The organism is Arthrobacter sp. zg-Y1171, from assembly GCF_025244845.1.
In the GTDB taxonomy this organism is placed as follows: Bacteria; Actinomycetota; Actinomycetes; order Actinomycetales; family Micrococcaceae; genus Arthrobacter_B.
In genome coordinates this window covers 2143039-2166104 of the sequence record NZ_CP104264.1, presented here as the reverse complement: position 1 = coordinate 2166104, position 23066 = coordinate 2143039, and the positions used below count along the sequence as shown (strand labels likewise).

Here is a 23066-nt window from a genome sequence, read left to right as displayed (position 1 = left end):
TGCCTGCCTTGTCTGCTGCTGAACCTATCGCGCTGGCGGCCGCCGTGAAGCCTGCATCCACGCCCTAAAATCATATGACTCTTCTAGAAGCCTACTGACCGGCCCCGCGATTCCGCAGGCAAAAGCCGGATTACGCTCTCCGAGTAGAGCGGAATTTTGACGCTAACCGCGTAGATTTAAGGAATCAACCCCGGCAGGAGAGATTAACCCCCGTGCATCTGAAGACCCTGACCATGCGAGGATTCAAGTCCTTTGCATCGGCCACCACCTTTGAGTTCGAACCCGGTGTGACGGCGGTGGTTGGCCCCAATGGGTCCGGGAAGTCCAATGTGGTGGATGCCCTGGCATGGGTGATGGGCGAACAGGGCGCCAAAACCCTGCGCGGCGGAAAGATGGAAGACGTGATCTTCGCGGGCACGTCCGGCGCTTCCGGCCGTGCACCGCTGGGCAGGGCCCAGGTATCGCTGACCATCGACAACGCCGACGGCGCCCTGCCGATTGAATACTCCGAAGTCACCATTTCGCGCACGCTCTTCCGCACCGGCGGATCCGAGTACGCCATCAACGGCAGCCCCTGCCGCCTGCTCGACATCCAGGAACTGCTCTCGGACTCCGGCCTGGGCCGTGAGATGCATGTCATAGTCGGGCAGGGCCAGCTGGACAAGGTGCTGCACGCTTCAGCGGAGGAACGCCGGGGCTTTATCGAGGAAGCCGCCGGCATCCTCAAGCACCGGCGGCGCAAGGAAAAAACCCTGCGCAAGCTGGACGCCATGGCCGCGAACCTCGCCCGCGTCACCGACCTCACTGCCGAACTGCGGCGCCAGCTCGGACCGCTGGGCAAGCAGGCCGCCGTCGCCCGCCGGGCCAAGACGGTGCAGCAGGATGTCCGGGACGCCCGTTCACGGCTGCTGGCCGATGACCTGGCCACCCTGAAGGCTGCCTACGAGAAGGACGCCGCGGATGAATCGGCCCTGAAGGCACGCCGCACGGTAGTGGAGGCTGCGGTGGAAGAGGGCAGGAAGCGGCAGGCCGAACTCGAGGCCCTGGCTGCGCAGGCCGCACCGAAGCTCAACGCCGCACGGGACACCTGGTACGAACTGTCCTCCCTGCAGGAACGGTTCCGTTCCCTTGCCGCGCTCGCGGCCGAGCGTGCCCGGCTGCTGGGGGCAGCGGAACCGGCGGCCGGCAGCGGCCGGGACCCGGAACAGCTGCAGGCCTCCGCGGACCGGGTCCGCGCTGAAGCCGCGGCCCTGGACACCGAAATCGAGGACCGGCGGGCACGGCTGGAGGACGCCGTGGAGATCCGCGAGGCGGCCGAAGAGGAAGCGGCTGCGGAGGAAAAGCGGTATGCCGGGCTCCTCCGGGCCGCCGCGGACCGGCGCGAGGGCATGGCCCGGCTGACCGGCTCGGTGGAAGCCGCCCGTTCGAGGGTGGCCTCGGCACAGTCCGAAGCGGGCAGGCTGCGGGCCTCGATCGCCGCTGCCGAGGAACGCCGTACCCGCGCCCGCGAAGAGTTCGAGCAGCTGGAAGGGTCCGCTGCCGGAGCCGAGGCAGGCGAAGCGGACCTGGACGCCGAGTATGAAGAAGCGCAGGCAGCCCTCGAAGCGGCCGAGCAGGAACTCCGGCAGCTGCAGCAGGCCGAGCGGGAAGCAGTCCGCGAAACCGAGAACCTCGCCGCCCGCCGTGAGGCCCTCGCCGTCGGCCTGGACCGGCGCGACGGCAGCGCCTCCCTGCGCGGGGCCGGGGTGGACGGCGTGCTGGAACCGCTGGCGGAATTGGTCAGCGTCAAGCCGGGCTGTGAACGGACAGTGGCGGCAGCATTGGGATCCGCAGCGGACGCCCTGGCCGCCGCGGACCTCGACGCCGCAGCCCGGGCCCTGCAGCACCTGAAGGACACGGGGGAGGGGCAGGTGGAACTGCTGCTGGGCGGGGCACCGGCCCGGGCCGCTGAGCTGCCCGCGGACCTTCCGGCCGGCGCGGTGCCCGTGCTGTCCCTGCTGAGCGCCGATGCCAAGGTGCAGGAAGCCCTGTACGCACTGCTGGGCAACGCCGTGGCAGTCCCCGACCTGGCCTCGGCCGTGAGCCTGGTGGCCGCCTCGCCCGGCGCCGTCGCGGTGACGCCCGACGGGGATGTGCTGAGCGCCTTCAGCGCCCGGGGCGGGTCCGCCTCGGCCCCGGGGCTGCTGGAAATCTCCGCCGCGGTGGAGGAAACGGATGCCCGCCTCGCAGCGGCACGCGCCCGGGCGGAGGAAGCAGGTGCCGGCATCGGCGCAGCGGCCGCGCGGGTCGAGGCGTGCCGGCTGCGGGCGGACACGGCACTCGCGGCCCTGCACGAGTCCGATGCTCGGCTGGCTGCGGTAGCTGAACGGCTCGGCACTCTGGGTTCCGCCCTGCGCGCCGCCTCGGGGGAGGCCGAGCGGCTCTCGTCCCTGGTGGCGGCGGCAGAAGCCAACGTGGTGGCGGAAGAAGCGAAACTGGCGGCCGTGTCCGAGCGCCTCGCCGCAGCCGGCGAGGAACACCTGCCCGACGAGGAACCGTCTGCGGACCAGCGGGATGCTTTGGCGCTCGCCGCGGCGTCCGCACGGCAGGCGGAAATGGATGCCCGGCTGGGCCTGCGCTCGGCCGAAGAACAGCTCAAGGCCGTAGCCGGCCGCGCGGAGTCACTGGAACGCGCTGCCCTGGCCGAACGCCGGGCCCGGGCTGCCGCGGCGGAACGGGCCCGACGCCGTGCCGGACAGCATGCCCGCGCGGTTGCCGTGGGCGCGGCGGCAGAAGCCGTGCTGGCACACCTGCAGGTTTCCCTGGCACTGGCAGCCGAGGAACGCAGCCGTGCGGAGGAAGCCCGGACCGCACAGGAAGCCGAACTGTCCGCCGTCCGCAGCGCCAACAACGACGCCGCTGCGGAACTGGCACGGCTCACGGACTCCGTCCACCGCGACGAGCTGGTCCGTGCACAGCAGCGGCTGCGCATCGAGACCCTCGAAGCCCGCGCCCTCGAGGAGCTGGGCATGACCGCCGAGCATCTGGTGGCGAACTTCGGGCCGGACCAGCCGGTCCCGGTGCCCGCCGAGCCGGTCAGCGGCGACAAGTGGGCGGCACTGCGCACGCCCGTGGACGAGGACGGCAATCCGCTCCTGGACGGCATCCCGTATGTCCGGGCGGAGCAGGAGAAGCGGCTGAAGCGCGCCGAGCGGGACCTGGCGGCGCTCGGAAAGGTCAACCCCCTGGCGCTGGAGGAATTTGCCGCCCTGGAGGAACGCCACCAGTTCCTGTCCACGCAGCTGGAAGACCTCAAAGCCACCCGGAAGGACCTGCTGGACATCATTGCCGACGTCGACCGCCGCGTGGAAGAGGTCTTCACCGCCGCGTACCGGGACACTGCCGAGCAGTTCAAGCATGTCTTCGGCACGCTGTTCCCGGGCGGGGAGGGACGGCTGGTGCTGACCGATCCGGACAACATGCTGACCACCGGAATCGAGGTCCATGCCCGGCCGGCCGGCAAGAAGATCAAGCGGCTTTCCCTGCTCTCCGGCGGGGAACGCTCACTGACGGCCGTGGCGCTGCTGGTGGCCATCTTCAAGGCCCGGCCCTCGCCGTTCTACGTGATGGACGAGGTGGAGGCCGCGCTGGATGACACGAACCTCGGCCGGCTGCTCACCATCTTCGAGGAACTGCGGGAGTCCAGCCAGCTGATCGTCATCACCCACCAGAAGCGCACCATGGAAGTGGCGGACGCGCTCTACGGCGTGACCATGCGCGGCGACGGGGTTTCCACCGTCATCAGCCAGCGGATCGAGCGCGGGACGGAGCCCGGAGCCGTCCGGCGCTAGGACGCGTAACGGCTCACGAAGTTGCGCAGCACCCGCGGCGGCACGTGCACGGCCGATCCGCGGACGGCGTCCATCACCGTCTCCGCCTCATCCGGCTCAAAGTAGCCGGCATGCCGGTACACGGAGATCCGCGTCAGCAGCCCGGCCACGTCCAGCTCCGGATGGAACTGCGTGGCGTACAGGTTGGACTTCACCCGGAACATCTGCACCGGGCAGGTCGCCGAACCGGCAAGGCTCACCGCATGGGCCGGCAGCTCGGCGATGGCCTCCTTATGCCCCACGTACGCGGCGAAGGTATCCGGTACGCCTTCCAGCAGCGGGTCGCGTCGGCCTTCGGGCGTCAGCCGGACCTCGACCGGGCCCACCGGCTCGCCGTACCGGCGGTCCACGGTTGCGCCCTGGTGCCGGCCCAGCGTGCCCACTCCGTAGCAGGCACCGAAGAACGGAAAGTCGCGGGCTACGACGTCGTCCAGCAGCTCGGCCATCTCCGACTCCACCCGCAGCTGGACCGGGGACTTGGACTCCTCGGGATCGCTCGAGTTGAACGGGCCGCCGCCCACAATCACGCCGCTGTAGGAATCCAGGTCCACCGGCGGCAGCGGGCCGGCTTCGAGGCGGACCCGGTGCAGCTGCCCCTCGTCGAGCCCGCCGAAGCGCAGGAAAGAGGCGTACTCCTCGTCGGCGGCGTCATCTTCGGCGCGGGTGGCCAGGAGCAGGAAAGGCTTCATTCCTCGATGGTAGTGGGGGCCGGGGCCGCTTTCCGGGCAGGCAGGGTCTCCCGCGCCGTCAGCCAGGCGATGAAGCCCATGGCGGCAATGGCACCGGTAACGCCGAACGCCCAGGAGTAGCCCAGCGAGTCGGCGAGCATGCCGGCGAGGATGGGACCGGCAATGGCGCCGGTGTCGCTGGCCATCTGGAAGGTGGCCAGGACCTTTCCGCCGCTGCGCCCGTTGCCGATGATGTCGCCCACGGCGGCCTGCTGTGCGGGATTGAGCAGGCCGGTGCCCATGCCGGCGATGACGGAGATGATCAGGAACTCCGGCACGCTGGAGCTGAAGCCCATCAACGCGGTGGCTGCGGCGTTGACGGCCAGTCCGATAAGGGCCAGGGGCTTGCGGCCCCAGCTGTCGGCCAGCCGGCCGGAGAACGTCAGGACGACGGCGGTACCCACTGCGAAGGCGGTCAGGGAAATGCCCGCCACCTCCGGTCCGGCGGACAGCGCCGCGGCAGCGAACAGCGGAACCAGGGCATTCCGCACACCGAACGAGGACCAGCCGTTGGCGAAGGAGGAAACCAGCGCCGCACGGTACGTCGGATCCCGCAGCGCCTCCGCGACGGTCAGTACGGGCAGTGCGGCGGGCTTGGTGTCGTCGGGCCCGGCGACCGGCCGGGAGTCCTTCAGCCGGAGGAAGACGACGCCGGCGGCCAGCACCAGCGCGGCGGCATAGACAAGGAACGGAACGCGCAGTCCGAATCCGGCCAGCAGGCCGCCGAGCAGCGGTCCGCCGATATTGCCCAGCAGGAACGAGGAGGCATAGGCGCTGGAAACCCTGCCGCGGATCTCCGGAGGTGCAAGCCGGATGATGAGCGCCATGGCCGAGATCGTGAACATGGTCGAACCAATGCCGCCCAGGCCGCGGAAGACCAGGAGCTGCCAGTAGCTCTGGGCAAAGGCGCATGCGGCGGTGGACAGGGCCACGATCAGCAGGCCGGCAATGTAGACCGGGCGCTCGCCGAGCTTTTCCAGCAGCATGCCGCCGGCCGGGGCGAACACCAGCCGGGTGAACGCGAACGCGCTGACAATGACGGCGGAAGCGGTCACGCCGACGTCGAAACTCTGCGCGAACTGCGGCAACACCGGCGCCACCAGGCCAAAGCCAAGGGCGATGACGAAGGCGGCCGCGATGAGGACCTGGATTTCCTGCGGGATTCGGATTCTGGAAGAGCGCACCATGATAAGGCGATTCTCTCAGATCCCAGGGGAGGGGATGAGCAGCATGTGAGAAGCTTGGGAGCGTGAATGAGACCCTTTCGATAGTGATCTATGTCCTTGTTGCGATCGCCGTTGTCGGCTTCTCCGCGACACTGCTGGTACGGACCCGGCGTACACCCAAGAGCATGTACCCCACCCGCCGGGACGCCAACGATCCGGTCACGGGAACCGGCGGCGGCACCGACACCCTGGAGGCACCGCCGGGGGAGACCGACGTCGTCGTCCCGGATGACCTGCGCGACCTGGAGGAAGCCCCTGCCCCGCAGGCGCCGACCATCGAAACGCCCGAACCGGTGCAGGGCCGCCTGGCCCGGCTGCGGGCACGGCTGGCGAAATCCAACAACGCGCTGGGCAAGGCGCTGCTGGCACTGCTGTCCCGGGACACGATCGACGAAGACGTCTGGGACGAGATCGAGGAAACCCTCCTCCTTGCCGACCTGGGCACCGAACCCACCATGGAACTCGTGGATGCGCTGCGTCAGCGGGTCAAGGTCTCCGGCAGCCAGGATCCGCAGGAAGTCCATGCGATGCTGCGCGAGGAACTGATCAAGCTGGTGGATCCGTCCATGGACCGTTCCCTGGCAGTGACCCGCCACGCCGAGACCCCCGCCGTCGTCATGGTCGTGGGCGTCAACGGCGTCGGCAAGACCACCACCGTGGGCAAGCTGGCCCGCGTACTCGTCGCCGAAGACAAGGACGTGCTGCTGGGCGCTGCCGACACCTTCCGTGCCGCCGCCGCCGAACAGCTGGCCACCTGGGGACAGCGCGTAGGCGTGCCCACCGTGCGCTCCGAGATCGACGGCGCTGACCCCGCCTCCGTGGCGTTCGAAGCGGTCAAGGCCGGCATCGAGGGCGAAGTCGACGTGGTCCTGATTGACACCGCCGGACGGCTGCAGAACAAGGTCGGCCTGATGGACGAGCTCGGCAAGGTCAAGCGCGTCATCGAAAAGCAGGCCGCCGTGGACGAGGTCCTGCTGGTCCTGGATGCCACCACCGGCCAGAACGGACTGACCCAGGCGAAGGTTTTCGCCGAGGTCGTCAACATCTCCGGCATCGTCCTGACCAAGCTGGACGGCACCGCCAAGGGCGGCATCGTCGTCGCCATCCAGCGGACCCTGGGCGTGCCCGTGAAGCTCGTGGGACTGGGCGAAGGTGCCGACGACCTGGCACCGTTCGAAGCGGAGAGCTTCGTGGACGCACTGCTGAGCTAGGCGGCCTCCCGAACCCAAAGCCCCGTTTCCCGCAAGGGAGGCGGGGCTTTTGCGTGTCCGGAAACGTTTCCGAAATGTCGTTGTCACGATCCTTTTACCTCAGCGCCCGGTTTGTAACCTCCCGGCAACACCTCCGGGTCCGGACGGAAATCTGGCCCCGGCAGAGTTCGTTGTGCGGGAGATGCCCGCCATATGTGAAGGGACGTGAAGATGGATCTGTCAGCAGGTCACGTCTGGGTAATGGTTTCGGCGGCGCTTGTGCTGCTTATGACGCCGGGTGTGGCATTTTTCTACGGCGGCATGACCCGCGCCAAGGCCGCGTTGAACATGATGATGATGAGCTTCGTCTCGATCGGACTCATCGGCGTGGTCTGGATCCTCTGGGGCTTCTCCATGACCGGCGGGGACGGTATCGCCGGACTGTTCGGCAACCCCTTCACCTCCTTCGGGCTGAAAGACATCCTCGGCTCCGAGGACCTCATCAGCGCCGGCTACGGGGCCACGTTCGCCATTATCACCGTTGCCCTGCTCAGCGGCGCGGTGGCCGACCGGACCAAGTTCGGCGCCTGGGCGGTGTTCGTACCGGTCTGGGTGACCCTGGTCTACTGCCCGCTGGCGTTCATGGTCTGGGGCGGCGGACTCCTCGGTGCCGAAGGGGCCGTGGGTTCGGTGGTCGGTGAAGCCATCGACTTCGCCGGCGGCACCGTGGTCCATATCAACGCAGGCGTGGCCGGACTGGTCCTGGCCCTGATCCTCGGCAAGCGGAAGGGCTTCGGGAAGGACCCCAACCAGCGTCCGCACAACATCCCGTTCGTGATGCTCGGCGCCACGCTGCTCTGGTTCGGGTGGTTCGGCTTCAACGGCGGCGCCGCGGGCACTGCCGAGGAAGCGGGACTGATCTGGATCAACACCCTCGCCGCTCCGGCGGCAGCGATGCTCGGCTGGCTGCTGACCGAACGGCTGCGCGACGGCCGCGCGACGTCGCTCGGAGCCGCCTCCGGCGTCGTGGCAGGACTCGTGGCCATCACCCCGGCCTGCGCCAACGTCAGCCCGCTCGCCGCGGTGGGGCTCGGCCTGGTCTCCGGTGCCCTGTCCGCCCTCGCCGTCGGACTCAAATACCGGTTCGGCTATGACGACTCACTCGACGTCGTCGGCGTGCACCTCGTCGCCGGCCTTGCGGGCACCCTGGCCCTGGGCTTCATCGCCCTGCCGGTCGACGGCGCGGGCGGGGGCCTGTTCTACGGCGGAGGTTTGGGCCAGCTCGGCGCCCAGGCAGCAGCCGCGGCAGTGGCCATTGTCTTCTCCGGCGTCCTGACGCTGATTATCGGGCTGGCGATCCACAAGACCATGGGCTTCCGGATCTCGGAGGAGGACGAAATCAACGGCGTGGACCTGAGCGAACATGCCGAAACCGCCTACGAATTCGGCGGACTCGGCACCGGCGGCTCCTTCAGCCCCTTCCAGGACACGGCACGTGCCACCACAACCAAGGAGACGGTCAACTCATGAAACTCGTAACCGCTATTGTCCGGCCGGAAAAGCTTGACGCCGTCCGGGGAAGCCTGGAGAGCTACGGGGTCCAGGGCCTGACCGTAAGCTCCGCCAACGGGTACGGCCGCCAGCGCGGCCACACCGAGGTCTACCGCGGCGCCGAATACACCGTGGATCTGCTGCCCAAGGTCCGGGTGGAGATCCTGGTGGCCAATGACTGGGTCAACGACATTGTGGATGTCCTGGTTTCCACGGCCAACACGGGCCAGGCCGGCGACGGCAAGGTCTGGGTGGTGAACGTGGAGGAAGCCCTGCGGGTCCGGACGGGGGAGCGGGGGGACTCGGCGCTCTAACGCCCCGGCGCGAAAGGAACCTACCGCCCGGCTGGTGCTCCAGCCGGGCGGTCCGGCGATCCGGCGAAGCCATCCGCCAGGGCAGGAGGGGCGAATAGCGGGAGCGGCTTGGTACCCTTAACAGCTGGGCCTGCCAAACATGGCGAAGAACTGACGAAAGAAGTGCGCGGCACGTGTTCAATTCACTGTCTGACCGGTTGACTTCAACCTTCAAGAATCTCCGCGGCAAGGGCCGGCTCACCGAGGCCGACGTCGATGCCACCGTTCGCGAGATCCGCCGCGCCCTGCTGGACGCCGACGTCGCCGTTCCGGTGGTGCGCGCCTTCACCGCTTCCGTCAAGGAACGTGCCCTCGGCCTGGAGGTTTCGCAGGCGCTGAACCCGGGCCAGCAGGTCGTCAAGATCGTCAACGAGGAGCTCAAGGGCATCCTCGGCGGCGAGACCCGCCGGCTGCGCCTGGCGAAGAACCCGCCCACGGTCATCATGCTCGCGGGCCTGCAGGGTGCCGGTAAGACCACCCTGGCCGGCAAGCTCTCCAAGCACCTGAAGTCCCAGGGCCACAGCCCGCTGCTGGTCGCAGCGGACCTGCAGCGCCCCAACGCCGTCCGCCAGCTGCAGGTCAACGGCGAACGCGCCGGCGTCCCCGTCTACGCACCGCACCCCGGCGTTTCCTCCGAGTTCGAGGCAGCCACCGGTGATCCGGTCGCCGTCGCGCGCCAGGGCATCGAGGAAGCACGCACCAAGCTTTACGACGTCGTCATTGTCGACACCGCCGGCCGCCTGGGCGTGGATGCCGAACTGATGCAGCAGGCCGCGGACATCCGCGCCGCGATCAACCCGGACGAAGTCCTGTTCGTCATTGACGCCATGATCGGCCAGGACGCCGTGAACACGGCGCAGGCCTTCAACGAGGGCGTCAACTTCACCGGCGTGGTCCTCACCAAGCTCGACGGCGATGCCCGCGGCGGTGCCGCACTGTCCGTGGCGTCGGTGACCGGCAAGCCCATCATGTTCGCCTCCACCGGCGAGGGCCTGACCGACTTCGAGGTCTTCCACCCGGACCGCATGGCCAGCCGCATCCTGGACCTCGGCGACGTCCTGACCCTGATCGAGCAGGCCGAGCAGAGCTGGGACAAGGACGAAGCCAACCGGATGGCGAAGAAGTTCGCCGACCAGGAAGACTTCACCCTCGACGACTTCCTCGCCCAGATGCAGCAGATCCGCAAGATGGGCTCCATGAAGAAGATGCTCATGATGATGCCCGGCGCCGCCGGCATGCGTGAGCAGCTGGAGAACTTCGACGAACGCGAAATCGACCGGGTGGAAGCGATTGTCCGCTCCATGACCCCGCACGAGCGGGTAGCACCCAAGATCATCAACGGATCCCGGCGCGCCCGCATCGCCCGCGGTTCCGGCGTCCACGTCTCAGAGGTCAACGGCCTGCTCGAGCGTTTCGTGCAGGCGCAGAAGATGATGAAGAAGATGGCTGCCGGCGGCGGCATTCCGGGTATGCCCGGCATGGCAGGACCCGGCGGGTTCGGCGGTGCGCGCAAGAAGCAGCAGGCAGCCAAGGGCAAGAAGAAGGCCAAGTCGGGCAACCCGGCCAAGGCCGCCCAGGAACGGGCAGAGGCGGAGGCCCGGCGTGCCGGAGCCCGGCAGGCCCTGCCCACCGGCAGTGCGTTCGGCGGCCAGGAGGCGGACTTCGACCCGTCCTCGCTGAACCTGCCCAAGGGCTTCGACAAGTTCCTCGGTAAGTAGGGTCTGCACCGCACCCCCGCACAACGCCGGACTCGGAGTCCGGCGTTGTGTGTTTAATGGCGGATGCGCGCCTTCACGGCGCAGCGCCGAAGTTCGGCAGCAGAGGAAGGGACCAGCATGGCGGCACAGGGGCTGAGCGGCTTTTACGGGTCGGTCTTCCGACGCAGCATCACCGTACGGGTCCTGATCCGCACCAGCGACGGCCGCGTGCTGATGCTGCGTAACGGCAACGCCTGGGAGCTGCCGGGAGGAGTGGTGAAGGGCGGGGAGGATCCACGCTCCGCCGCCCGCCGCATTGCCCGTGCAACCCTGGATCCCGAGTTCAATGTCGGCCGCGTGCTGGTGCTGGACTACGTGCAGGGCACCCAGGGACAGGCGGACTCGATCGATTTCCTGTTCGACGGCGGCACGTTGTCCACGTCCGTGACGTCCTTTACCGGAGCAGGCGGGGAGTGGGAGGCCGGCTTCATTCCCCTGGCGGATTGCGGTTCGGGACTGGACGAGGGGCATGGCGGGGAGTGGGGAGCCGCGCTGGAAGCTCTGGAACTGGGCACCATGGTGGAACTCGTGAACGGTGAACCTGTTTCCGCGGGGCCGGTCGCCGCGCCGGCGCTCCGCCGGATGATGCCGCCGCTGGAGGGCTTTTCCGGAATTCTTGGACATTAGGAGTGGGTTTGCCTCGGGAACGAGTGGTGTTTGTGCACGGCGCCGGCAGTTTCGGCGCGGCCGCCTGGCCCCGGCAGCACGGGCTCGCCCTCGACTATGACTGCCTGTTCCTTCGGCGCCACGGCTATGACGCCGTCGCCGATCCGCTGCCTCCGGACCTGGAAGCGGACATCGCCCTGATCCGGGAGGAACTGGCCGACGGAGGGCACCTGGTGGCGCATGCGGCCGGTGCGGTTCCGGCCATGCTGGCGGCACTCCGCGATCCGGCTCGGGTCTTTTCCCTGGTCCTGTGTGAGCCTGCGGTCTTCTCCCTGACCCGCGACCTGCCGGCCACGACCGCTCACCGCAACCTGCTGCAGCCCCTCTTTGACGACGCTCCGTTGGACATTGTCCCGGGTGTCCCCACGCTGGTCCTTACCGGCGGATGGGAACCGCTGTATGAAGAGGTGGCGGATTTCCTGGCCTCGACGGGAGCCGAGCACCAGCAGGTCGGCGGGAACCACCGTCCGCAGGACACGGATGCCGGGCGGCAGGCGATCCGGGAGTTCCTGGCCTCTGTCAGCCGGATGCCGGCCAGTTGATGGGTGGACCGTCCATCCGGAGCGCCGGCCCCGAAGATCTTCCCGTCCTCCCCGCGTTGGAGCAAGCATCCGACACGCTGCTGGACGGGATGCTGCCCGCAGGCTCCGGGAAGCTGCCGCCGCCGGCCACCGTTCCGGAGCTCGCAGCTTCCCTCCACATTCTGGTTGCGGGCAATCCGCCCGTGGGATTCGCCCGCCTGAAGGAGGTTGACGGACAGGCCCACCTGGAGCAGCTTTCGGTACACCCCGGTGCCGCCGGGGCGGGAGTGGGACGGGCGCTGGTGGAGGCTGCCCTCGGCTGGGCGCGGCAGCGGGGCTACACCTCGATGACGCTGTGCACCTTTGCCGAGGTGCCGTTCAACGCCCCGTTCTACGCCAGCTGCGGCTTCGAGATCGTGACCCATCCCGTCGGCGGGCTTGCCGCACTCCGGACCCACGAAAGGCAGCTCGGCCTGGATGCCCTGGGGGAGCGGGTCGCCATGCGCCGGGACCTGTTCAAGCGGCAGGGCCAGGCGTCCCGGCCGCCGTCGTCGTCCGGGACACCCTAGGCGAAGGATTCGGCCAGCCCCAGGGGCAGCTTTGCCCGCCAGTACTGCCGTGCCAGCAGCACCCCGAGGACCATGGGCACGGCGCCGATGGCCAGGAGGATCACCAGGGCAGCGGGATTGACGTAGGGCAGGAAGGCAAACGAGACGCCGATGAACGCTCCTCCGAATGCTCCGAGCCACAGGTCGAAGCGCCAGCGGAAGGTGAGCCAGCGCCAGATTCCCCGCTGGGGCTCATCCAGCCGGAGGTTATCGGCGGCGGACAGCGCCAGATAGTGCTGTTTCTTGAGGTGGGAGACGAAAAGGACGCCTGCGATTGCCGCCGCAAGGCCGCCGTAAAGCACCAGGTTGACCCAGATCTGGCCTCTCGCCGCGTCGCTGACGGTCTGCGGCCAGCCGCCCCCGAGGGAGAGCAGAACGGGAACGGGAATGAGGACGATCCAGAAGGCCAGCGCCACACCCAGCCAGGCCAGGTGGGCCCGCGGGGAGAGATAGGTGTTTGAGGAGACGACCGTGCCGCCTTCCAATCCTTTGGGGGTCGTTGTGCTCACGTGGCCGCGCAGGACCCGTCCGGTGAAGATAAAGCACATCGCAACCAGGAACAGACCCCCGGGGAGGGCGAAGAGCCCGCCCGGAACCGTGACGTCATCCTCCCACGAGGACAGGTCGTAGGCATGGGACAAGAAGAACAGGTTCACGGCCACCAGGGCCACGCCGAGCAGCGCCAGGACGACGCCGATGCCGGTGACGGTCCCGAGCGCCCGCTTCTTTTTCCTTCCGCCGGACGGTTTCCGCTTTCTTTGGGCCGTTGACTGGCTCATGCCCGCTCCAACTCAACGGGATGCCGGTCTTCCGTCAGCCCAATGGCGTAGTCGGCGAGTATCCGGTTGTGTCGCTTTGCACCGAGCATGCAGTTCCCCCACTCGTATTGTGGCCCGCAGGGTTGCCGGCCGAGCCGACCGTAACAGGACTTAGGCTGCCGGACAATGGCCTTATACGGTGCTTCCACCCCGTCCCTGGGCAGGAGACTTTGGGATTAGATGAAGCTTCAAGTAAACTCATTGCATGAACCTTCAAGTAAATGACCTGCTGCCCGCCGATCTCGCCATGGGCACGGTCATGCTCAAGGTGGGCGACCTCGCAAAGGTCTCCGCCTACTACCGCGGTGCCCTCGGCCTGGAGGTAGTGGCGGAGGCTGACGGCGGCCAGTATCTGGGGCGGGGAAGCGTCCCGGTGGTGCACCTGGCGCCGGCGCCCGGATTGCAGGTGGCCTCCCGCGGCGAGGCAGGACTGTTCCACACCGCCGTCCTCTTCGAAACCCAGGCCGACCTTGCTGCCACCGTTGCCTCCGCGGCCCGGTATGACCCGTCGGCCTTTGCCGGTTCCGCGGACCACCTCGTCAGCGAGGCGTTCTACTTCACCGATCCTGAAGGCAACGGCATCGAGCTCTACTATGACAAGCCGCGGGATACCTGGGGTTGGAACGAGACCGCGGCCGGCAGGGAAGTGCGGATGGCGTCATTGCCGCTGTCTCCTCAGGCCTACTTCCGCGACCACCTCACCGAAGCGGCGCTGGATGGACTCCAGGCTGCTGATGCCGCCGTCGGGCACGTTCACCTGCAGGTGGGGGACACGGAAACCGCTGCCGCGTTCTACATCGATACACTCGGCTTTGAGCGGACGGCCGGTTTCCACGGGCAGGCACTCTTTGTCTCCGCCGGCGGCTACCACCACCACATGGCGATGAACGTCTGGAACAGCCGCGGCGCCGGTCCGCGCCGCGACACGCTGGGCCTGGGCGAGGTGCTGATTACCGTTCCAACCGCCGACGACGTCGCCGGGCTTGCGGACCGCCTTCGGGTTGCCGGAATTTCCAGCCACTCCACCGGGGCCGAGCTGCGTTTCGAGGACCCGTGGCGGAACCGGCTGCGTGTTGCCGCCGGCTGAAAATCCGCCGATATCCGCTGCGGCCGCGCGAGTCGCAAAAGATGAAGTCATCTGGCACAATGGTCTGGTACTCGATCTGCGCGGGCCCTCTCTCCGTGCATGCATCTTGTCCTTTTGAACCCCAACGTTATGGCCCGCCCCACGGGAGCAGAAGTACGGGTTCGCCCCATTTCAGATCAGGAGTGACCACAAAAGTGGCCGTAAAGATTCGCCTTAAGCGCCTTGGCAAGAAGTTCTCAGCACACTACCGCGTTGTTGTCATGGATTCCCGTGCCAAGCGCGATGGCCGTGCCATCGAAGAAATCGGACTTTACCGTCCGACCGAAGAGCCGTCGTACATCGACATCAAGTCGGACCGTGCGCAGTACTGGCTCGGCGTCGGCGCCCAGCCCACCGAGCAGGTCGCAGCACTGCTGAAGATCACCGGTGACTGGCAGAAGTTCAAGAACATCGACGGCCAGGAAGGTACCCTGCGTACCAAGGCCCCGAAGGAGCCCTTCGTGGTTCCCGAAAAGAAGTCCGTGATTGTCCCCGAGGCCATCACCCCGAAGGCCAAGAAGGAAGAGGCCCCCGAGGCCTCCACCGAGGCTGAGGCAGAGTAACTTGCTCGCTGAAGCGCTGGAGCACCTCGTGCGCGGAATCGTTGACAGTCCTGAGGACGTCAAGGTTTCCGCCAAGAGCAACCGCCGTGGGGAAACCCTCGAGGTTCGGGTTCACCAGGACGACCTCGGCCGGGTCATCGGCAGGCAGGGACGGACCGCACGCGCACTGCGCACGGTCATCGCAGCCCTTGCCGACGGTGAGCAGGTCCGAGTGGACGTAGTGGACACGGACCGGCGCCGCTGATCTGAAAATGATCACCGACGGCGCAGCGGAAGCGAACAGTTCTTCACTGCAGTACCGGAAGTAAAGCAGTACACAGGATCCGGCCCCGACACCAGATAATGGTGAAGGGGCCGGATTTTTTTCAGGCGCCGGCCAATCCAGGCGACGAAAACCCCATAGAGGAGAATCCATGCAGTTACAGGTGGCACGCATCGGCAAGCCGCACGGCATCCGCGGTGAAGTGACCGTCCAGGTGCTGACCGACGCACCCGAGGACCGCTTTGTCCCGGGCACCGAGCTCACCGTAGAGCCGGCCGCCAAGGGCCCGCTGACGGTGATCAGTGCGCGTTGGAACAAGGACATCCTGCTGCTGGGCTTCGAAGAAATCACGGACCGCAACGGCGCAGAGGAACTGCGCGGCGTGAAGCTGTTCATCGACACCGAAACGGTGGACGAGGACGACGACGACGAGGGCTGGTACGAGCACGAACTGGTGGGCCTGAAGGCACGGGTAGGTGACGACGTCGTCGGCACCGTCAGCGGCCTGCGCACCCTCACCGTCCAGGACCTGCTGGTGGTCGAGGACGGCCGCGGCGAGGAAATCCTCGTACCGTTCGTCGAGGCCATTGTCCCCGAAGTGAATATCGAAGACGGCTATGTCCTGCTCACTCCGCCGGAGGGGCTCTTCGAGCTGAATAAGCCCGAAGACAAAAAGGACGCAGCCCCGGCCGACACGAAGGAAGCCGGACAGTAAGTGCGCATCGACGTCGTCAGTATTTTCCCGGAGTACCTGGCAGCCCTTGAGCTGTCCCTGATCGGCAAGGCCCGGCAGGAAGGCCTGCTGGACCTGGCCGTGCATGACCTGCGGGAGTTCACCTCAGACCGGCACCGTACCGTCGATGACACCCCCTACGGCGGGGGAGCGGGCATGGTTATGAAGCCCGAGCCCTGGGCCGCCGCACTGGACGCGGTTGCGGGCGACGGCGACGAGCGGCCGGTCCTGATCGTCCCCTCGCCGGCCGGTGCAGTCTTCACGCAGGCCATGGCCTACGAGCTGGCCGAGGAGAAGCACCTCGTCTTCGCCTGCGGCCGCTACGAAGGAATCGACGAGCGGGTGCTGGAATGGGCCGGGGAACGCTTTGACGTCCGTCCCGTCAGCCTCGGAGACTACGTGCTCAACGGCGGGGAGGTCGCGGTGCTGGCCATGGTCGAGGCCGTAGGCAGGCTGGTGCCCGGCGTCGTCGGGAATCCCGAGTCCCTTGTCGAGGAATCCCACTCGGACGGGCTGCTGGAATACCCGGTCTACACCAAGCCCTCGGCCTGGCGCGATCGTGCCGTCCCGGAGGTCCTGCTCAGCGGCAACCACGGCAAGATCGCCCGGTTCCGGCGGGACGAACAGCTGCGGCGCACCGCGGCACGCCGGCCCGATCTGATCGAAAAGCTCGACGCCGCCGCGCTGGACAAGGCCGACCGGGCCACTTTGGCGGCGCTGGGCTACGAAATCCGTGACGGCAGGGTCTGCCCGCCCGCCTGACGGCAGCGCCGGATTGGTGCCGTTCGGATGCGTATGGCAAAATGGGGAGTTGTGTCATCTGGGTCCGTACCTGCCACAGGGGGAACGCGGCCAACAGATATGTACACACCGGCATTCCATCCTCGGTCCTGCCGGTCTACTAACTTCGACAGCATCCGTGCAGCCCGCATTTAGGGGCGCATTCTTGCTGCCGTTACCAAAGTGAATGACCTGTGGCGTTCACCAGGAGTGATAAACAATGCACATCCTAGATTCTGTTGACGCAGCTTCCCTGCGTACGGACATCCCCGAGTTCCGCGCCGGTGACACGGTCAAGGTTCACGTAAACATCATCGAAGGCAAGAACACCCGTGTTCAGGTCTTCCAGGGCTTCGTGCTCAAGCGCCAGGGCGACGGCCTCCGCGCGACCTTCACGGTCCGCAAGGTCAGCTTCGGCGTCGGCGTGGAGCGTACCTTCCCGGTACACTCCCCGGTCATCGACAAGCTCGAGGTTGTCTCCAAGGGCGACGTCCGCCGCGCGAAGCTGTACTACATGCGCGATCTGCGCGGCAAGGCAGCCAAGATCAAGGAAAAGCGCGACTTCCGTCCCGCCAAGTAACTTACTTGACTGCAGCATCCGCCTCCGGGGGTCCCTCCGCGAAGCACACGAAACGCCGGCCCCGGTTTGTGGGCTGGCGTTTTGTGCTATGTGCTCTCGCCGCGGCCGTGATCCTGGCCGCCCTCGTGCGGGCGTTCCTGTTCGACGTTTTCTACATCCCCTCGGATTCCATGCAGCCGTTGCTGGAACCCGGTGACCGGATCCTGGTCTCCCGCACCGCCTATGATTCGGCTGGCATCCGGCGCGGCGATGTGGTGGTGTTCGACGGCCGGGGCTCGCTGGCGCCGCTGCACAGCGGGCGTCCGGCAGTGGCCGACGCCGCGGTCACCGTGGGTCGCTGGGTGGGGCTGGCCGGCAGCGACGCCGTTTACGTGAAACGGGTCATCGGTGTGGCGGGGGACAGGGTGAGCTGCTGCACGGACGGGGATCCGCGGATAACCATCAACGGAACTCCCGTGGACGAGCCGTACGTTTACTCTGGAGACGCTCCCAGCGACCACGCGTTCGACGTCGTCGTTCCCGAAGGCAGGCTGTGGCTGATGGGGGACCACCGGTCCGTTTCGGCGGATTCCCGGTCCCTGCTGGGAGCTCCCGGCGGCGGTCTGATCTCCACGGAACGGGTGATCGGACAGGCCCAGCGAATTCTTTGGCCGCTCGAGCGCGGCACCAATATTGACCGGCTATCCTTAGGAGCCGAGTGGAACACGGAGAAATAAGAGGAAACGCAATGTCGCAGCAACCGGACCAGTCCCCTGACGGGACGCCCGGCTCCGGGGAGCAGCGGGACCACGCAGCGCACTCGGCCGCACCGAAGGAAAAGAAACGCGGTTTCGGCGCCTGGCTGCGTGAAGTCCTCACGATCGTGGTGATAGCCCTGGTGCTGTCCTTCCTGATCAAGACCTTCCTTTTCCGGGCGTTTTACATCCCCTCGGGGTCCATGGAAGAGACGCTGGAAATCAATGACCGGATTTTCGTCAACCTTCTGGTCCCTGAACCGATGGACCTGAACCGCGGCGACGTCGTGGTCTTCAAGGACACCAAGGGCTGGCTGCCGCAGACCGCGGAGAAGGCAACGAATCCGATCCGCGAGGGCCTGACCTTTGTTGGCCTGCTCCCTGACGAGTCCCAGCAGCACCTGGTCAAGCGTGTCATCGGCACCGAAGGCGACCATGTGGTCTGCTGCGATGCCAACGGCAGGATCACCGTCAACGGCGAACCCTTGGACGAGCCCTACCTGTACCCCGGCGCCGCACCCTCCGACATCCCCTTTGACGTGGTTGTCCCCGAGGGCAAGGTCTGGGTGATGGGGGACCACCGCAATGCCTCTGCCGATTCCCGCGAACACCAATACGGTGAGGGCGGCGGTTTCGTAGACGTGGAGGACATTGAGGGCAAGGCCGTAGTGACGGCCTGGCCGCTGAACCGCGTCGGCGGGGTTGACGACTATTCGGAAGTCTTCGAGGATGTCCCGGAACCGAGCGGCAGCAAGTGAGTTCCACGGCGAAGCCACCGACCCTTCGGTATGAGCGCACGTTCGCTGCCTCCGGGCACCGGATCTTGGCCGGCTGCGACGAAGTAGGCCGCGGCGCCCTGGCCGGACCGGTGTCCGTAGGGATGGTGGCCGTGGACCTGGCTACCGTGCGCTCCCTCAAGGGAGTGCGGGACAGCAAGCTCCTTTCCGTGGCGGACCGGAACGCGCTGGTTCCGCAGATCAGGAAATGGGCCCTGGCCTGGGGTGTGGGCCATGCCAGTGCGGCGGAGATCGACCTGCACGGGCTGACCGTCGCCCTTCGCCTGGCCGGAACGCGCGCCTGGGACCAGGTGTGCTCAACCCTGCGTCCCGACGTCGTACTCCTGGACGGCAACTACAACTGGCTCTCGCCCGAGCGGCAGGGCAGCCTGTTCGACGATCCGGATGAACCGGCGCCGGGATGCACCGTGCCCGTACACACCCGGATCAAGGCGGACATGCAGTGCCTGAGCGTGGCCGCCGCCAGCGTGCTGGCGAAGGTGGAACGCGACGCCATGATGGTAGAGTTTGCCGCTTCGAACCCGCACTATTCGTGGGAGATCAACAAGGGTTATGCCACCGAGTCGCACCGCGCGGCCATCGACGTCCATGGACCAACGAGGCTGCACCGCATGTCCTGGCGGCTGGGCTCCAAGCCCCGCCCGGGGGAACCGTTGCTGGAACCGGAAGACGACTTGAGCACAGTTGGGGGATGATAGGAACATGAGCGCCGAAGACCTTGAGAACTATGAAACGGACATGGAGCTCCAGCTGTACCGGGAGTACCGCGACGTCGTAGGCCTCTTCAGCTACGTGGTGGAAACCGAGCGGCGCTTTTACCTGGCCAACCACGTGGACCTGCAGGCCCGGTCCGCCGACGGCGAGATCTACTTCGACCTCACGCTGCAGGACGCGTGGGTCTGGGATGTCTACCGGTCCGCTCGGTTCGTCAAAAGCGTGCGGGTGATCACCTTCAAGGACGTCAACGTGGAGGAATTGACCCGCAACGACGACCTCACACTGCCGAAGGCCGACGAACTGTAGCTTCCGCCCCTGCCTTCGCCCAGCTGACGGATGGGCTCCTTGGGTCATTCCGGGCGAGGCTGGAAATCCATCCCTCAACCATTGTTCCGCGGTGGTTCAGCAGATATGGCACCGCGATCGGCGGCGGGAAACCGCAGCGCCAGACGGTCTTATAGCTGCCGGTGTTTCCCGCATTCGCCTTCCATGTGACCACATCCCAGTCCAGGTCCTCGAAGGCGTGCCCCACTGCCAGCCGGACCGCGCGGGACATCAGGCCGCGGCCCCGGTATTCCGGCGACGTGACGAAGCCCAGCGAACCGGAGGCTGCACCTTCGAAGCGCAGGTAGATGGTGCCTGCATATTTGCCGCCGACGTCGAGCGCCCAGGACACGGCGTTTTCCTGCGGCACCGAGATGGCGGCCAGGTACTGCTGCGCCATCTCCGGCGTGTAGCCCAGCGGAATGGTGGTCCACTGGACCGACACAGGGTCGATGCAGCGTGCATACACGGCATCGAGGTCGGCGGCGGCGTGCGGACGGAGCAGGAGGATGTCGTCGCTGAGCAGCGGGATCGCGAAAGCCACCCGGACAGCCTAGCGGGTGTAATCCGGGCCTAGACTTAGCGGCATGCCCGAGTCCCGGCGCGGCTTCGACGCCAACCTCCGCCTGTACGCACAAATGCAGCCCGACGGTCCGTCACTGGCACACCTGCTGTCCCTGCAGCAGTCGCTGCCGGCCGGCACGCGGCTGGTGCCGCGGCAGCAGCTGCACCTGACGCTGATCCACTTCGGGAAGGTGCTGGACGTGCACCGGGCCGTCAATGCCCAGACCGGTATTTCACGTTCTGCCTACGAGCAGCTGCTCGCCGGGTACGTTGCCCGGACCGAGGCGCTGCTGCCCGCGGTTTCCTTCCGGCTGGAGCCGGCGGGGTTTGCCGGGTTCGGTATGCGCGGCTCGACCTTGGTAGTGGAATACCTGCCGACGCCGGAACTCGCCTTGCTGCATCGGGACCTGTACGGCGAGCTGGTTGGTTTTCTCGGCGCCGCCGGGATCCGGGACGCGGCGGCCTTCATGGCCGGTGATCCGAACTTCATGTTTGCCGGGACCCTGCGCCCGCACATCTCCCTGGCGCGGGGGTTTGCGGGCGCCCTGCCTTCGCTTCCGCTGGAATCCGTGACGCTGCAGCCGATGCCGGTGGTGTACCCCGGGCACTGACGGCATCCGGGGTACACCTTTGGGCTTAGGCTTTCCTGCGGCGGGCAATGACCACCAGTACCGCTCCGACAGCCAGGATAGCTGCGCCGGCCGCGGCAAGCCACGTTCCGCCGGCACCCGTGTGGGCGAGCCCGGCATCGGGAACGCGGGGGCTGGGGTTGCCGGCAACCTGGATCCCGGGGTTCGTGGTGCCCGGGGCCGCCGGGGTGCTGCCCGGGGCAGGAGTGGTGCTGTTCGAACCGGGCGGGGTTACCGAGCCTGCCGGGGTTTCCGATGGGGTGGCTGCCGGGGTGGCTGCCGGTGTCGGCGTGACCGCACCTGCCGGGGGCCTGGACGGGGTGTCCGTGGGGGTGGGCGTCGGCGTCGGCTTCTGGGACGGGGTGTCCGTGGGGGTGGGCGTCGGCGTCGACGTGGGAGGGGGATTAGCAGGCTCCGGCGTCGGCGTCGGCGTCGGCGTGGAAGCGCAATCGGGAACCGTCATCACCTCCTCGAGCTCCTGATGCTGGGAGGCCTTTAGCTTCGGGTTCCCGGGGAAGGGCTCGGGATAAAGGAGGTTCTTCGGCCACTCATAAGTGCCTTCGAACTCGAGTACGTCTTGCTGGACGGCCCAGCCGGGACCGCATACCTCGAATGGAACCAAGGGGACCAGGGACGTTACATCGGTGAACCACTGGTGTCCGGGCTGCTTGGCCAGGAAGGTTTGTTTCCCCGAGTTTTCCCAGGCGGCCGGCTTCTGCGCGTCTACCTTCCGGTACAAGTAGATTCCGGTTTCCGTCACGGAAACCTCCGCCGAGGGAGACCCACTCGGCGACGTGGTTGGGACAGTGTCCCCGGTCGCCGGCGCGGCGGTGGCCAAAGCCGGTGCACCGGTGACAATCGACAGCCCCGCTAAGGCTGCAAATCCTGCCACGACAGCGGTTGTATTTCGCTTGCGGTTTTGCATGATGTCCTTTTTGTGAGTCGAACATGGGCGTTAGCGTCGCTATCCTGTCCGGGCCGTCTCAGCGTTCCCCTACGGAATGACGCAGTTTCCCGACAAGACCCGCTCAAATTCCGGTCGGGCGTCTTATCTGCCCTTGGCGGCATGGCATCGGTGGTGTATCCCGGAAGTTGAAAACGCCGAGGTCCTGCCCACGACCAGCGAGGAGAGCGTTATGGCTACTGCGGGACGGGTTGCCCTGGTGACCGGAGGATCCGGCGGGATCGGAGCGGCCGTGGTCCGACGGCTCGCGTTGAACGGCTATTCGGTGGGTGTGCACTACGCGCGGAACCTGGCGACAGCGGACGGGGTTGTTGCCGACATTGCCGCCGAGGGCGGACTTGCCTTGGCCGTGGGCGGAGACGTGGGGGACGAGACCGCGATGGCCGCCGCATTCGACGCCGTCGAGAAAGCGTTCGGCGGCCTGGACGTGGTCGTCAACACCGCAGGCATCATGCTCCTTGGCCCGATCGCCGAGCTGGATCTGGCGGACCTGGACCGGATGCACCACACGAATATCCGGGGAACGTTCGTGGTCTCGCAGCAGGCGGCCCGCCGGGTCCGTCCGGGTGGAGCGATCATCAACTTTTCGACCACCGTCCGGCGCACCCAATACCCCGGCTACGGCGCCTATGTGGCCAGCAAAGCTGCAGTGGAAGGGATGACGCTGATCCTGGCGCGGGAACTGCGGGGACGGGACATCACGGTCAACGCGGTGGCGCCCGGGCCGACAGCGACGGCGTTGTTCCTGGACGGAAAGGACGAGGCCACCGTCGAGCGGCTGGCCGAGGCGGCGCCGCCAGGGCGCCTGGGCCAGCCCGAAGACATCGCCGAAACCGTTGCCTTCCTTGCCGGGCCGGGTCGCTGGGTCAACGGCCAGGTGGTCTACGCCAACGGGGGACTGGCCTGAACTTCTGCTCCTCCACACTCAGGTTCCGGTGCGCGGCGGCGGAATCCTTCTCCACACGGCTGTGTCGTGCTGTGCCCGGTCCGTCCGGTTTGAGCCAAC

25 protein-coding genes are annotated in these 23066 nt (G+C 67.1%); 20 read left to right on the top strand and 5 right to left on the bottom strand.

Annotated features, from left to right (window positions below):
• Positions 1 to 212 precede the first annotated feature (212 nt).
• On the top strand, positions 213 to 3830 hold the full coding sequence (gene smc, locus N2L00_RS10200) for a chromosome segregation protein SMC (protein WP_255862853.1): 3618 nt from the start codon (positions 213 to 215) through the stop codon (positions 3828 to 3830).
• Here smc and N2L00_RS10195 read toward each other — a convergent pair.
• Positions 3827 to 4558: a glutamine amidotransferase gene (locus tag N2L00_RS10195; protein ID WP_255862854.1), complete on the bottom strand. Its 732-nt coding sequence runs from the start codon at positions 4556 to 4558 to the stop codon at positions 3827 to 3829. The two genes, smc and N2L00_RS10195, sit on opposite strands and share 4 nt — an antisense overlap.
• Positions 4555 to 5784, bottom strand: a complete 1230-nt coding sequence (locus N2L00_RS10190) for an MFS transporter (RefSeq protein ID WP_260554275.1) — start codon at positions 5782 to 5784, stop codon at positions 4555 to 4557. Before N2L00_RS10190 ends, N2L00_RS10195 begins: the two co-directional genes overlap by 4 nt.
• Positions 5785 to 5846: 62 nt before the next feature.
• Between N2L00_RS10190 and ftsY the strand changes: the two genes are divergently transcribed.
• The 7 genes from ftsY to N2L00_RS10155 all read left to right on the top strand — a co-directional run bounded on the left by ftsY (position 5847) and on the right by N2L00_RS10155 (position 12430).
• Positions 5847 to 7034 (top strand): signal recognition particle-docking protein FtsY, encoded by a 1188-nt coding sequence (ftsY, locus tag N2L00_RS10185; RefSeq protein WP_255766538.1) that lies wholly within the window; start codon positions 5847 to 5849, stop codon positions 7032 to 7034.
• A gap of 210 nt (positions 7035 to 7244) precedes the next feature.
• On the top strand, positions 7245 to 8543 hold the full coding sequence (locus N2L00_RS10180; protein ID WP_255862855.1) for an ammonium transporter: 1299 nt from the start codon (positions 7245 to 7247) through the stop codon (positions 8541 to 8543).
• A complete protein-coding gene (locus tag N2L00_RS10175) occupies positions 8540 to 8878 on the top strand; it encodes a P-II family nitrogen regulator (RefSeq protein WP_227923647.1) in 339 nt (112 codons plus the stop codon). Before N2L00_RS10180 ends, N2L00_RS10175 begins: the two co-directional genes overlap by 4 nt.
• Before the next feature lie 173 nt (positions 8879 to 9051).
• Positions 9052 to 10635 (top strand): signal recognition particle protein, encoded by a 1584-nt coding sequence (gene ffh / locus N2L00_RS10170; protein ID WP_229951593.1) that lies wholly within the window; start codon positions 9052 to 9054, stop codon positions 10633 to 10635.
• Between the two features lie 117 nt (positions 10636 to 10752).
• Positions 10753 to 11301 carry an NUDIX domain-containing protein gene (locus tag N2L00_RS10165; RefSeq protein WP_255862856.1) on the top strand — a complete coding sequence of 183 codons (549 nt, stop codon included), beginning with the start codon at positions 10753 to 10755 and terminating at the stop codon, positions 11299 to 11301.
• A gap of 8 nt (positions 11302 to 11309) precedes the next feature.
• A complete protein-coding gene (locus N2L00_RS10160; protein WP_255862857.1) occupies positions 11310 to 11882 on the top strand; it encodes an alpha/beta fold hydrolase in 573 nt (190 codons plus the stop codon).
• Positions 11883 to 11938: 56 nt separating this feature from the next.
• Positions 11939 to 12430 (top strand): GNAT family N-acetyltransferase, encoded by a 492-nt coding sequence (locus N2L00_RS10155; protein WP_255862858.1) that lies wholly within the window; start codon positions 11939 to 11941, stop codon positions 12428 to 12430.
• Here the strand turns inward: N2L00_RS10155 and N2L00_RS10150 are convergent.
• Positions 12427 to 13248, bottom strand: a complete 822-nt coding sequence (locus N2L00_RS10150) for a hypothetical protein (protein WP_255862859.1) — start codon at positions 13246 to 13248, stop codon at positions 12427 to 12429. The two genes, N2L00_RS10155 and N2L00_RS10150, sit on opposite strands and share 4 nt — an antisense overlap.
• A gap of 244 nt (positions 13249 to 13492) precedes the next feature.
• Here N2L00_RS10150 and N2L00_RS10145 point away from each other — a divergent pair, with 244 nt between their 5' ends.
• The 10 genes from N2L00_RS10145 to N2L00_RS10100 all read left to right on the top strand — a co-directional run bounded on the left by N2L00_RS10145 (position 13493) and on the right by N2L00_RS10100 (position 19885).
• Positions 13493 to 14374: a VOC family protein gene (locus tag N2L00_RS10145; protein ID WP_255862860.1), complete on the top strand. Its 882-nt coding sequence runs from the start codon at positions 13493 to 13495 to the stop codon at positions 14372 to 14374.
• Positions 14375 to 14568: 194 nt separating this feature from the next.
• A complete protein-coding gene (gene rpsP / locus N2L00_RS10140; RefSeq protein WP_255766527.1) occupies positions 14569 to 14976 on the top strand; it encodes a 30S ribosomal protein S16 in 408 nt (135 codons plus the stop codon).
• A gap of 1 nt (position 14977) precedes the next feature.
• A complete protein-coding gene (locus tag N2L00_RS10135) occupies positions 14978 to 15220 on the top strand; it encodes an RNA-binding protein (protein ID WP_255766526.1) in 243 nt (80 codons plus the stop codon).
• A gap of 169 nt (positions 15221 to 15389) precedes the next feature.
• Positions 15390 to 15953 (top strand): ribosome maturation factor RimM, encoded by a 564-nt coding sequence (gene rimM / locus N2L00_RS10130; protein WP_255766524.1) that lies wholly within the window; start codon positions 15390 to 15392, stop codon positions 15951 to 15953.
• Positions 15954 to 16733: a tRNA (guanosine(37)-N1)-methyltransferase TrmD gene (trmD, locus tag N2L00_RS10125; protein WP_255862861.1), complete on the top strand. Its 780-nt coding sequence runs from the start codon at positions 15954 to 15956 to the stop codon at positions 16731 to 16733.
• A gap of 238 nt (positions 16734 to 16971) precedes the next feature.
• Complete coding sequence (gene rplS / locus N2L00_RS10120; RefSeq protein WP_146364401.1) at positions 16972 to 17331, top strand: 50S ribosomal protein L19; 360 nt, start codon at positions 16972 to 16974, stop codon at positions 17329 to 17331.
• A gap of 5 nt (positions 17332 to 17336) precedes the next feature.
• On the top strand, positions 17337 to 18047 hold the full coding sequence (gene lepB, locus N2L00_RS10115; protein ID WP_255862862.1) for a signal peptidase I: 711 nt from the start codon (positions 17337 to 17339) through the stop codon (positions 18045 to 18047).
• A gap of 11 nt (positions 18048 to 18058) precedes the next feature.
• A complete protein-coding gene (lepB, locus tag N2L00_RS10110; RefSeq protein ID WP_255862863.1) occupies positions 18059 to 18823 on the top strand; it encodes a signal peptidase I in 765 nt (254 codons plus the stop codon).
• The gene (locus tag N2L00_RS10105; RefSeq protein WP_255862864.1) at positions 18820 to 19557 is read left to right on the top strand and encodes a ribonuclease HII; all 738 of its coding nucleotides are present in this window, start codon (positions 18820 to 18822) and stop codon (positions 19555 to 19557) included. Before lepB (N2L00_RS10110) ends, N2L00_RS10105 begins: the two co-directional genes overlap by 4 nt.
• Positions 19558 to 19564: 7 nt before the next feature.
• Complete coding sequence (locus N2L00_RS10100; protein ID WP_227901490.1) at positions 19565 to 19885, top strand: DUF2469 domain-containing protein; 321 nt, start codon at positions 19565 to 19567, stop codon at positions 19883 to 19885.
• On the opposite strand, the gene N2L00_RS10095 is transcribed toward N2L00_RS10100, so the two are convergent.
• Positions 19857 to 20447: a GNAT family N-acetyltransferase gene (locus tag N2L00_RS10095; protein ID WP_255862865.1), complete on the bottom strand. Its 591-nt coding sequence runs from the start codon at positions 20445 to 20447 to the stop codon at positions 19857 to 19859. The genes N2L00_RS10100 and N2L00_RS10095 overlap by 29 nt on opposite strands.
• Before the next feature lie 43 nt (positions 20448 to 20490).
• Between N2L00_RS10095 and N2L00_RS10090 the strand changes: the two genes are divergently transcribed.
• Positions 20491 to 21078: a 2'-5' RNA ligase family protein gene (locus N2L00_RS10090; RefSeq protein WP_255862866.1), complete on the top strand. Its 588-nt coding sequence runs from the start codon at positions 20491 to 20493 to the stop codon at positions 21076 to 21078.
• A gap of 25 nt (positions 21079 to 21103) precedes the next feature.
• On the opposite strand, the gene N2L00_RS16220 is transcribed toward N2L00_RS10090, so the two are convergent.
• Positions 21104 to 21559 (bottom strand): LPXTG cell wall anchor domain-containing protein, encoded by a 456-nt coding sequence (locus N2L00_RS16220; RefSeq protein WP_396124526.1) that lies wholly within the window; start codon positions 21557 to 21559, stop codon positions 21104 to 21106.
• Between the two features lie 673 nt (positions 21560 to 22232).
• Here N2L00_RS16220 and N2L00_RS10075 point away from each other — a divergent pair.
• Positions 22233 to 22967 carry an SDR family oxidoreductase gene (locus tag N2L00_RS10075; RefSeq protein ID WP_255862867.1) on the top strand — a complete coding sequence of 245 codons (735 nt, stop codon included), beginning with the start codon at positions 22233 to 22235 and terminating at the stop codon, positions 22965 to 22967.
• The last annotated feature ends 99 nt before the right edge of the window (positions 22968 to 23066 follow it).